Source organism: Nonomuraea sp. NPDC050680 (assembly GCF_040654555.1).
Classification (GTDB): domain Bacteria; phylum Actinomycetota; class Actinomycetes; order Streptosporangiales; family Streptosporangiaceae; genus Nonomuraea.
Genome location: NZ_JBFAIF010000001.1, coordinates 515,948 through 526,645, shown reverse-complemented (window position 1 = coordinate 526,645; position 10,698 = coordinate 515,948). Strand labels below are relative to the sequence as shown.

Sequence of the window (10,698 nt, the reverse complement as noted above, 5' to 3'; positions counted from 1 at the left end):
TGATTTACGGAATTACCGGAGAGGGTTCAAACCGCTGATGCCGTGGAGAGAAGTGGGCAACGTCAGCGGACGGAGGCCGTCGCCGTTGCCGCCCGGCGCTCGTCGGTCCGTCGAGGGTGGTGCTGAAGGTGTCGATGGCGTCTCGCTGGAGGCGGGGGACGGATGGATGCGTTGAGCTGAGGATGGGGAAGTTGGCGCGGAGGGTGTCGTGCGGGTCGTGGTGGCGTTTGAGGCCGCGCAAGCGGTTCAATGCGGCCGGCGTGAAGGCGTCGGCCGGTGTCTCGCCAAGGCTGAGGAAGGTGAAGGGCTTGCGTCCGCTGATGGGGAGGGCGTCGGTGAGTGCGCGTTGCCTGGCGGTGACGGCCTCGGCGGTCGCCGGGTCGGTTGGGACACCGAACAGGTAGAGCGCGTAGGGCTCGGTCAGCGGGCCATGGGGAGTCTCGGACGGGAGGGCGAAAGCACCGCCGAGGTGGCGTATCTGCACGCTCATCAGCGGGGCGATGGGTTCGGCCAGCAGGGTCCTCGCCACCCTGTCATCCAGGTCGGCGAGCAGTTCGCCGCGTGACGAGCCCGCGCCGGGGTCGGTGGGTTCGGCGGTGATGGTGCCGAGTTCGGTGATCTTCATGGGGCGCCTGCTGTCGGTTAGGGGGTGGGGCAGGTGGTCCAGGGGGCTGAGCAGGGCGCGGGCCGTGGTGGCGGGGCCGAGATAGGTGGCGTCGATGGCGATCATGGGTTCGGAGCCGGGGAAGTGCAGCAGGTCCAGCCAGAGGGTGAGGTCGTTGGGGGCGGTGATCTGGCGGTAGGCGTCCATCACCTCCGAGGCGTGCTGGATGGGCCACAACATGCGCCCTCCGTACAGGTGCGGAGCGGGGTGGAGGGCGAGTTCGAGGGCGGTGACGATGGCGAAGGAGCCGCCGCCACCGCGCAGGGCCCAGAACAGGTCGGTGTCGGTGTCGGCGGTGAGCCGTCGCTGCCGGCCTTCGGCGTCCACGATGTCGAAGGCGGTGACGTGGTCGGCGACCCAGCCGTGTTTGCGGCCGAACCAGCTCAGTCCGCCGCCGAGGGCGACGCCGGCGACACTGACGACCGGGGAACTGCCGTTCAGGCCGGTCAGGCCATGCGGCGCGGCGGCGGCTTGGAGGCTGCCCGAGGACACGCCCGCGCCGACACGGGCATGCCGGGCGGCGGTGTCGATCTCCAGGGTGTTCAGACGCCGGGTACGCAGCAGGATGGCGCCATCGAGGTCCGGGGTGGCGCCGTGGCCGTTGGGCTGGGTCGCAACGGCCAGACCGCAGGTGTGGGCATAGCGGACCACGGCCGCGACGTCGGTGGCGTCGGCCGCCTCCACCACGGCGGGAACCGACTGTTCGATGGCCAGGTTCCAGGGGCGCTGGGCCTGGTCGAAGCCGTCGTCTCCGGGGAGCAGGATGCGTCCTCAGACGAGAGCGCGCAGGTCGTTCAGCTTGTTGTTCATCTTTCTCCGATCTGGGTGGTAGGGGCGTTCGTCAGACGCCGAAGATCGCGGTGGGGTCGCCGGTGTACCAGGCGTTGTCGATGCGCAGGCGGCGGATGACCCAGCGCTCGGCGTCGCGGACCAGATCGGCGTCGTTCTTCAGCAGGGCGAAGACGGCGTGGTCGGCGGCGAGCACATGCTGGGCCTCCACCAGGGCGGTCAGTCGCGCGGTGTCCCCGTCTATGGTGATGCGGGGGTTGGTGACCTGGTGGGTGGTTTCCACCCGGCCGGTGAACATGGTCAGGATGGTGTCCCGTCCGGACATCACCGGTGGCCGGCTGCCCCACTTGGCGGCGGCGGGGCGGAAGTCGAGTTCCGCTTCGGCGGCGAAGGCGGAGACGAACAGGGCCTTGTCTTGGAGGTCCTGGCCCAGGCCGAAACGGTACAGCGCGTCCAGGATCTCGGTGCGGTCCCGCAGTTCCCGGAGGAGGGCGTTCGTGTCGTTCGTCAGGGCGGAGAGGGCGCGTTCAGTGGTTGACGTACATGGCTTGCTCCCAAGAGAGGGTGGCTGGTGCGGTCCACTTTTGCCTGGCGCGAGGGGCCGATCAACGCGGCCTTGTGGAAGGATCGTGAAGCAAGGGTTAACGATCTGGGGTGAGATGCTCGAGCGGCATGAACTGGACGCGTTCCTGACCTTGGCCGAGGAGCTGCATTTCGGCCGTACCGCTGAGCGGCTGCGCGTGTCGACCGCCCGGATCAGCCAGACGATCGCCAAGCTGGAGCGCCGGACCGGGGTGCCGTTGTTCATCCGTACCAGTCGTCGCGTGGAGCTGACCAGGGCGGGGCGGCAGCTATATGAGGAGGTCCGGCCGGCCTGGGATCAGATCGCCGCCGCATTTGCGCGGGCGATCGACGTCGGCCGTGGCCTGACTGGCACCTTGCGGGTGGCCTTTGTCGGTGCGGCGGGCGGGCAACTGCTCGCTGGGGCCGCCGAGCTGTTCCACCGGCGTCTGCCGGACTGCGAGGTTCAGCTTCGCGAAGCGCAGATGGTCGATCTCATGCCCTGGCTGCGTGACGGCCAGATCGACCTCGCGCTGGGGACGTTCCCCATCGAGGAGCCGGGCATCGTCACCGGTCCGGTACTGGTGTCCGAGGCGCGCATGCTGGCTGTGCCGTCCCAGCATGCGTTCGCAGGCTGTACGTCGGTCTCGCTCGATGATCTGGCCAGGGTGAAGCTGCTTCAGTTGCCGGACACCCTGCCCGTCTCGTTGCGACAGGACCGTACTCCGCGTACCACGCCCAACGGGCGGCCGATCGAGCCGGGACCCGCGGCGTCGACGTTCAACGAGATGCTCACCCTCATCGGCGCCGGGCACGGCGCCTTCCCCGTCGGAGCCCAGGCCAGGCGCTACTACGCGCGCCCCGACGTCGCCTACGTCCGAATCAGCGATGCCCCGCCACTGCTATGGGGGTTGCTGTGGCGGGCCGATGGCGCCACCGCCCGGGTCCGCGCCTTCGCCGAGGCCGCTCACGACCTGGTCACTTCCTCATGAACGGCCTGCTGCTAGCGTGTGCTCGTGCCGAAGACAGACAAGGTGCGCCGTCGCTGAGAGCGACGGCGCAAAACCCCAGTTCTCGCCGTCGCTCCTGACCCCTTGGCCAGGAGCGCTTTCGTGGCGCTCGGATTTCCTTGTTCCGGAGCGCACCCATGTTCGCCTTGTCTTCTCGTCAACGTCGGCGCGTCCTTGTCGCTGACCTCATCTCTACCGCAGTGTTCCCACTTGCCATCACCGGCGCGACAGCGGCTGTCCCCGACGCGACCGCGCAGCTGCCCGGTGCGGGTGCCCTGGGTCCGTGGATCGTCCTCGCCTACAACGGGCTGTTCGCTGCGGCCCTCCTGCTCGCGGGGGTGACTGCGGATCGTACTGCCCGCAGCCGGTTCTTCGCTGTCGGCAACATCGTCGTCGCAGCCACTGGGGTCTTGTCCGCTCTCGCGCCGGACCTGTCGTCTCTGGTAGCCCTTCGCGCGGTCGCCGGCGTCGGGGCGGCCATGTGCGCCGCCGGTGGCTCTTCGATGGTCTTGGCCGTGTACCCGCCGGAGGAGCGGCGTCGGGTGTACGGCTACGCGGGCGCCGTGCTGGGCAGCAGCCTGGCGCTGGGACCGGTCGTCGCCCAGGCCCTGATGGCCATCGGAGGTTGGCCGCTCGTCTTCGTCGTGCCGGGGTTTGTCGCCGCTATCGCGGCCTTGGCCACGCTCGGGCTTCCGGGACTTCGCAGCCCCGACGTGTCCGATGACTTCGACCTTGCCGGCGCTGTCCTCTTCGGGGTGACCATCGCCGCCGTGGTGACCGCGCTCGGGCTGGGCCTTGGAGCCGGAGTCCCGTGGTGGGGGTCGGGTGGACTCGTCCTCGTCGCGGCGGTCAGCGCTACCGGGCTCATCCGCGTGGAACGGCGCGCGGCTGATCCCGCGATCCCCGTGGACTTGTTGCGGATCCCCGCCTATCGCGCGTACGCCGTGGCGACGGGTGCCTTCATGGGGATGCTCGTGGTGGGATTGACCGTGCTCCCTCAGCTCGGCGCTGTCCAGAACATGGGGCCAGGCGAGGCGGCGATCATGCTCAGTCTGCTGACCGTGCCATCAACGGTCCTTCCGCTTCTTGCCGCTCGGCTCGCGCGCCGACTGGCACGGCAGATAGTGACAACCGCCCTGTTCGCCTGCACCGTCACCGCCGTCATCCTTCAGGTGACCGACCATCCTGCCGCCCTTCTCGTCGCGGCCGGGGTTATCGGGCTGTGTCTTGGGCTGACCGAAGGCGTCCCGGACGGGCAAGCGCTCAGCTATGTGCCCTCCCAGCGTGGAGGGGCGGGCGCCGCGCTGTTCAGTACGACGCGGATGAGCCTGGAAACTGTCACCCTGGCCGCTGCCACCGGGATGATGGCGGCTCTCGGCCCCTCAGCTGGAATGGCAGTCGCTGGAGCCATATGCCTCACCGCGGCCCTCATCGTCCAGCGAGCCGTCCCCTCCCGCACCACATAGTCCGGGAACGCACTCTTATGTAGGCCCTTGGTGTGAGTTACGGGTTTCCGCCATTGAAGTCGGAGGTTCGCCTCCATGGTGGCGGTCTCGGCGGCTGCCTAGCGTTGGCCGGTGTGATCAGTCTCAAGGGTTTGTGCAAACGCTACGGTGACCGGATGGTCGTCGACGACCTGTCGCTGAAGGTGGGGCCGGGCACGGTGACCGGCTTCCTGGGGCCGAATGGGGCGGGCAAGTCGACGACGATGCGCCTGATTCTGGGGCTTGATCACCCCACCGCGGGCACGGCGCTGATCGGCGGCGTCCCGTACCACGAGATCAGGAACCCGCTGCGGATGGTCGGCGCGATGCTCGACGCGCGGGCGCTGCATCCCGGACGCAGTGGACACGCGCATCTGGTGGCGCTGGCGCGCAGCAACGGCATCGCGCGCAAGCGGGTGGCGGAGGTCCTGGAGCAGGTCGGGATGGCGGATGCGGCGCGTAAGCGGGCCGGTGCGCTGTCGCTGGGGATGAGCCAGCGGCTCGGCATCGCGGCCGCGCTGCTGGGCGATCCCGAGGTGGTGATGTTCGACGAACCCGTCAACGGCCTCGACCCCGACGGCGTGCGCTGGGTGCGTCACCTGATGCGCTCGCTGGCCGAGGAGGGCCGGACCGTGTTCGTCTCCAGCCATCTGATGAGCGAGATGCAGCTGACCGCCGACCATCTGATCGTGATCGGCAAGGGACGGCTCATCATGGACGCGCCACTGACGGAGGTCATCGCGCGCAGTTCCCTGACCGCCGTGGTCGTACGTACTCCGCATGCGGCCGATCTGTCGGCTCGGCTGAGCATGGCCGGCATCACGGTCGAACGGCTCGAAGAGAACCAGCTCGTCGCCACCGGCGTCGCCATCGAGCGCATCGGCGACCTGGCGCACGATGCGGGTATCCGGTTGCACGAACTGCGCACCCGCGAAGCCTCGCTGGAGCAGGCCTACCAGGAATTGACGGCGAGCAGCGTGGAGTACGGCGTACGAAAAGCGGGGGCGTGAACATGAGTGTCAGACAGTTGGGTCAGGCGGTCGGCGCCGAATGGGTGAAGCTGTGGTCGGTACGCTCCACCTGGTGGTGCCTGGCCGGTGCGATGGTGCTCATGGTGGTCAGCGCCGTGACGCTCGGCGGTAGCACCGCCACCAACATGCTGCGCGAAGGCGTCAAAGGGGCACGCCTTACGGCGAGTGAGCCGGTGGTGTCGGCGACGTCGTTCGCCCAGTTCGCGCTGGTCGCGCTGGCGATGCTGGTGATCACCTCGGAGTACGCGTCGGGCGGCATCCGCAGCACGCTGCAGGCCACACCGATTCGCGGCCGCATGCTGGCCGCCAAGGCGTTGGCGGTGGTGCCGGTGATGTTCGCCGCAGGAGTGCTGTCCGGGGGCGTGTCCACGGCGGTCGTCTACACGGTGTTGTCCGTCGACGTATTCGGTGGTTTTGCGGTGCTGCCACTCCACGAGGTCGTGCGCGACCTCCTCAGCATGGGGCTCTTCTACGCCCTGATATCCGTGATGACGATCGGTGTGGGCACCGCGGTACGCAGTGCCGCGGGAACCCTGACCGTGGCGTTCATGCTGCTGATGGGCCTGCCGCTGATGCTGCTGACGACGGGCAGCCAGGCGGCTTTGGAGGTCTCGTTGCGCATGCCGTTGTTCGCCGGTCTGGCTTTCATGGGCAGCACCGACAACCTGACCGGCGGCCCGATCCCCTACAGCGCGGGGGAAGGGCTGGCCTGGCTGCTGGCATGGACGGTGGGGGCGCTGGTAGCGGGCCATGCGGTACTGCGGCGGCGCGATGCCTAGGCTGCCGACAATGTCAGGTAGCCGTCTCGCGCGCACCCTGGTCGGTGTGCTCATGGGCACGGCTCTCGGGATCGTCGAACTGGTCTTCCTCTGGGTGGCCTGGCCGGCCCGTCTGATCGCGTCCACGCGGCCCGCCGCCGACCGGGGCCTGGCCCGGCTGATGGCACTCGAACGCGCGCGGTTGGCCACGTGGCTGGCCCACGACACGGCCTCGGCGGGCGGCGGTTACGGCTTTCTCACCGCTCGCGCCACTCTGGGCGTCGCGGCAGGGTGCGGCCTCGCGGCCGGGCTGTTCCTCAGCGGCCTGCTCCTGTTCGGAGGGCTGTGGGCCATCGCGACGGGCGAGGGCGAATCCGTGCCGGTCAACCTTCCCGGCGTGAAGCTGATCACCGACAGCGGGGTCGTCGGACTGACCACGGCAGGGCTCCTGCTGGCCTTGATCGTGATCGGAACCGTCGCCGTCGGCGCTGCCGAACGCCGGCTCGCCGACCGGTTTCTCGGGCCAGGCAGGCAAGAGCTGATGCGCCGGCGCATCGCCGAGCTGACCACGACTCGTTCAGGCATCGTCCGGGCGGTGGACGACGAGCGGCGCAGGATCGAGCGCGACCTGCACGATGGCGTGCAGCAACGCGGCGTGGCGCTCGCCATGCTGCTCGGCCGTGCCCAGCACAGCGCCGCCCCGGCCAGGATCGGCGAGTTGGTCGCCCAGGCCTACGCCGAATCCCGCCAGCTCCTGGACGAGCTGCGCAGCGTCGCCTGGCGGATCTATCCGACCGCGCTGGACGAGCTGGGCCTGCACGCCGCGCTCGCGGGGGTGGCCGAGCGGTCGAGTGTGCCGGTGACCGTGCACTACGGGCTGGCCGATCGGCCCGTCTCCGAGGTCGAGACGGCCCTGTACTTCGTCGCCCGTGAGGCGATCACCAATGCGATCAAGCATGCTGGCGCGCATGACGTCCTCGTGATGTTGACCGAGGACGAGCGGACGGTGAGTGTGTCCATCTCTGACGACGGCAAGGGCGGCGCCGACCCCTCAGGCGGAGGGTTGTCCGGGCTGGCCAGACGCATCCTGGCCCTCGACGGCGGGTTCACCGTCGACAGCCCACAAGGCGGCCCCACCAAGATCGCGGCCATGCTGCCCAAGGAGGTCCCTTGCGGTTGATCCTGGCCGACGACTCGGTGCTGCTCCGGGAAGGTCTGATCCGGTTGCTCGCCGATGCCGGGCATAGGGTCGTCGCCGCCGTCGGTGACGGGCTGACGCTGCTCGACGCCGTCGAACGGCATCATCCCGACGTGGCCGTGGTCGACGTGCGCATGCCGCCGACGCACACCGACGAAGGGCTGCGGGCGGCATTGGAGATCCGCCAACGCCACGCCGACGTCGGCGTGCTCGTGTTGTCCCAGTACGTGGAGAAGGCGTACGCGGCCACACTGCTCGCGGGAGCCACCAAGAGGCTGGGTTACCTGCTCAAGGATCGGGTCTCGGAGGTGGCCGACTTCCTGGACTCGCTGGAACGGGTACACGCGGGTGGCACGGTGTTCGACCCAGAGGTGGTCCGCCAGCTGCTCTTCCGCACCACGCACGCCGACCAGCTGAGCAGGCTGAGCTCGCGCGAGGCTGAGGTGCTCCGGCACCTCGCGCAAGGGTACGTCAACACGGCGATCGCCGAACGCCTGCACGTGTCGCTCAGCACCGTCGAAAAGCACATCAACGCCATCATGGACAAGCTCGACCTGCCGCGCGATTCCGGCTACAGCCGCAGGGTGTTGGCCATCCTGCGCTACCTCGACAACTGATCGCGGCGCGACAGCCTCACCAGCGGGATGCGGCAGCCCACGCTCTGTCCGTGCTACAGGTGACGTCGGCGACGGGCAGCGCGCTGCCTGGGACGGCGAAATCCTCGCTACGACTGAGCCATGCCGGGATCAAGCCAAGTCGAACTCCCCGTTCTTGGCGCCCGCCATGAAAGCGCGCCACTCGCCTGGGGTGAAGATCAATACCGGTCCACTACGATCCTTGCTGTCCCGAACTGCGACAACGTTCGGCAGGTTGCTAGCCACCTCGACGCAGTTGTTGCCGCTGCCGCTGTGGCTGCTCTTGTGCCAATCGGCTTGTGAGAGATCAATCATGGGAGAGATCCTCCTTGGTTTCCGAGATGAGCCTCAGGGAGTCCTCCGGGGACAGGGCCGCACCGCGGATGCGCTCGAATATGAGCGTACAACGCTCGACCTGCTCGGTGCTTTCGACGTAGATGTCACCTGCTGTGCCCTCGACGTAGACAACGTTGGGATCGTTCTCGTCGGAGAAGCTGAGGATGGTGAATGCCCCTTCCAGGCCTGCGTGTTCGCCTGCGCGGTAAGGAAGAACCTGGATTGTTACGTTCGTCCGCCTGGCTGCAATCAGCAACGCTTCCAGTTGCTCGTGCATCACTCGGCGGCCTCCGATCGGGCGCCGGAGGACAGCTTCATCCAGGATGGCGTTGAGATTCGGTGCGGTCGGTTGGCTGAGCAGCGTACGTCGCGCCATCCGCGCCATGACGCGGCGCTGGGCGTCGTCCTCGGGGCGATGCATGGCGATCACGGTTCGGGAGTAGTCCTCGGTTTGGAGGAGACCTGGGATGAGCTGGACTTCCCACTGGCGGATCAGAGCTGCCTCGTCCTCCAGTCCGATATAGGAGCCGGTGAACACGTCGGCATAAGCCGTCCACCATCCGCGCTGGCGAACCTCACTTGCGAGCTGTATAAGTCCGGCGCGGTCCGTTGAATTGGCCCCGTACAGATCGCAGATGGCGGAAACGTCGGAACGACTTGCCATGGTACGGCCGGTTTCTATTCTGCTTACCTTGCTTCGGCTCCAGCCGAGTTGAGCGGCGGCGGCCTCGGGGGTCAATCCTTTCTCTTCTCGCATTCTGCGCAATTCACGTGAAAGTCGCCGCAGTCTCACTGTCGGACTGTAGGTCGATGTCATGGAGGCCAGTGTGTCAGGTGAGCGATGGACAATCCCATCAATTGCACTGATCGCCTATGGAGTGCACAGTGCATTGACAGGTAGCGCAGGGTGAGCGCATGATGACTCCGCAAGGCGGGATGGCTGCGAGAAATGGTGCAGCTTTGTATGACGGTATTTGTGCACGATCGCGCCTGTGTCTGTCGGGCGAGCGCCGAGGGGCGTGGTGCGAAAAGTGCGATATATCGGAATCTAATAGTGCGCATATAAGGGCGAATGGCCCAATTTGGTTCCCGCGGGTGAAGGGCGGTTGGAGCAATGAGGCGTAACCGGACGGGACCCATCCGAGGCCAAGAGGAATGCCTCTGTCTGGTGGGAGCGGCCCGCGTTCTGCGTCAGTGGAGCGTGCCTGTCCTGGTTCGGTTACTGCGTGGCAAGGAGCCGTTCATCACCCCATCGAGGGCGACGAGATGGCCGGCGCGAGTGCGGGCCAGGTCGTGGGAAGTGCGGTGGCTGTTCTCGTGCGGGCGAGGCCCACTTCGACCGGTGGACACGCTCGATGCGAGTCCGCCGGGTCGCATGCTGGAGCTGGAGCTATGAGCGGGCTGTTCCTGGCTGAGATCGTGCTGCCGGGAGTGAAACGTTCGGTGTCGGTGGCTCGCCGGTGCGTGGGGGAGGTGCTGACGGTTGCCGGGCACGAGGACGTGGACGACGTCCGGCTGGTGGTCAGTGAGTTGGTGGCGAATGCCGTGGCGCATACCGCTTCTGGCGAGCCTGGTGGGTTCGTCACGGTGGAGATCTCCTCCGTGGATGCCGTGACGGCCTACCTCGAGGTGATCGATGAAGGGGCGGTGACCGTTCCCAGGGTGCGTAACGCTGATGCCGACGAGTGTCGTGGCCGGGGGTTGTGGCTGGTGGAGGCGGTCGCGGCCGGGTGGGGTGTGCGCGATGAGGGTTATCGGCGGCGGGTGGTGTGGGCGAAGATGTCCACGAAGAACGGTACGTCTGCCTGTGTGGCAAGGGCGGGAGGGCGGAAATGAGGTGCTTCGGGGCGTCCTGGATGGTCGACCAAGTGTGGTTTCCTCCTCACTGCACAAGTCCCCGGCGCGGTCGCATACCGAGCGGCTGGTGTGGAATGCGCCGCGTGACGACAGCCGTGGCGTGCGCGTAATCGCGTGTACGTGCGAGTGCTGCAGCCCCTTCTACGAACTGTGCCAGGCGGGCGGCCAGCGGTTCATTCGACGCATCCGTATCGGGCCGAACACGTGGATCGTCGACGAAAGCGACCGATGGCATGCCGGGCAGGCGGATGCGCAGTGGAGTGCTTTACTGGTCGGCCTACTCCGCTGAGAAGTGGCTTCACCTTCCAGGCCGCCCATCGCGGGCGTGGGGGGGGGGGGGGGGGGGGCCCCCCCCGCGGGGGGGGGACGGGGGGA

The 10,698-nt window shown here is 67.7% G+C and carries 11 protein-coding genes; 7 read left to right on the top strand and 4 right to left on the bottom strand.

What is annotated here, in order from left to right; genetic code table 11:
- Positions 1-4: 4 nt before the first annotated feature.
- Both AB0H88_RS02545 and AB0H88_RS02540 read right to left on the bottom strand, forming a co-directional pair.
- Positions 5-1,351 carry an FAD-dependent oxidoreductase gene (locus AB0H88_RS02545; RefSeq protein ID WP_357640292.1) on the bottom strand — a complete coding sequence of 449 codons (1,347 nt, stop codon included), beginning with the start codon at positions 1,349-1,351 and terminating at the stop codon, positions 5-7.
- Positions 1,352-1,505: 154 nt separating this feature from the next.
- On the bottom strand, positions 1,506-1,931 hold the full coding sequence (locus AB0H88_RS02540) for a nuclear transport factor 2 family protein (RefSeq protein WP_357641985.1): 426 nt from the start codon (positions 1,929-1,931) through the stop codon (positions 1,506-1,508).
- Positions 1,932-2,082: 151 nt separating this feature from the next.
- On the opposite strand from AB0H88_RS02540, the gene AB0H88_RS02535 reads away from it, so the two are divergent.
- The 6 genes from AB0H88_RS02535 (at position 2,083) to AB0H88_RS02510 (ending at position 8,112) form a co-directional block, all read left to right on the top strand.
- The gene (locus AB0H88_RS02535; protein WP_357640289.1) at positions 2,083-3,006 is read left to right on the top strand and encodes a LysR family transcriptional regulator; all 924 of its coding nucleotides are present in this window, start codon (positions 2,083-2,085) and stop codon (positions 3,004-3,006) included.
- Between the two features lie 155 nt (positions 3,007-3,161).
- Positions 3,162-4,490, top strand: a complete 1,329-nt coding sequence (locus tag AB0H88_RS02530) for an MFS transporter (RefSeq protein ID WP_357640285.1) — start codon at positions 3,162-3,164, stop codon at positions 4,488-4,490.
- A gap of 113 nt (positions 4,491-4,603) precedes the next feature.
- The gene (locus tag AB0H88_RS02525; RefSeq protein WP_357640283.1) at positions 4,604-5,518 is read left to right on the top strand and encodes an ATP-binding cassette domain-containing protein; all 915 of its coding nucleotides are present in this window, start codon (positions 4,604-4,606) and stop codon (positions 5,516-5,518) included.
- 17 nt (positions 5,519-5,535) lie between these two features.
- Positions 5,536-6,318 carry an ABC transporter permease gene (locus AB0H88_RS02520; RefSeq protein ID WP_357640278.1) on the top strand — a complete coding sequence of 261 codons (783 nt, stop codon included), beginning with the start codon at positions 5,536-5,538 and terminating at the stop codon, positions 6,316-6,318.
- Positions 6,319-6,328: 10 nt separating this feature from the next.
- Complete coding sequence (locus AB0H88_RS02515; protein ID WP_357640275.1) at positions 6,329-7,477, top strand: histidine kinase; 1,149 nt, start codon at positions 6,329-6,331, stop codon at positions 7,475-7,477.
- Positions 7,468-8,112: a response regulator transcription factor gene (locus AB0H88_RS02510; RefSeq protein WP_357640272.1), complete on the top strand. Its 645-nt coding sequence runs from the start codon at positions 7,468-7,470 to the stop codon at positions 8,110-8,112. The genes AB0H88_RS02515 and AB0H88_RS02510 overlap by 10 nt, the downstream gene beginning before the upstream one ends.
- Positions 8,113-8,241: 129 nt before the next feature.
- Here the strand turns inward: AB0H88_RS02510 and AB0H88_RS02505 are convergent, their stop codons facing one another.
- Positions 8,242-8,445 carry a DUF397 domain-containing protein gene (locus AB0H88_RS02505; protein WP_357640269.1) on the bottom strand — a complete coding sequence of 68 codons (204 nt, stop codon included), beginning with the start codon at positions 8,443-8,445 and terminating at the stop codon, positions 8,242-8,244.
- Positions 8,438-9,283: a helix-turn-helix transcriptional regulator gene (locus AB0H88_RS02500; protein ID WP_357640267.1), complete on the bottom strand. Its 846-nt coding sequence runs from the start codon at positions 9,281-9,283 to the stop codon at positions 8,438-8,440. The genes AB0H88_RS02505 and AB0H88_RS02500 overlap by 8 nt, the downstream gene beginning before the upstream one ends.
- Positions 9,284-9,858: 575 nt before the next feature.
- On the opposite strand from AB0H88_RS02500, the gene AB0H88_RS02495 reads away from it, so the two are divergent.
- Positions 9,859-10,302, top strand: a complete 444-nt coding sequence (locus AB0H88_RS02495) for an ATP-binding protein (RefSeq protein ID WP_357640264.1) — start codon at positions 9,859-9,861, stop codon at positions 10,300-10,302.
- Positions 10,303-10,698: the final 396 nt, after the last annotated feature.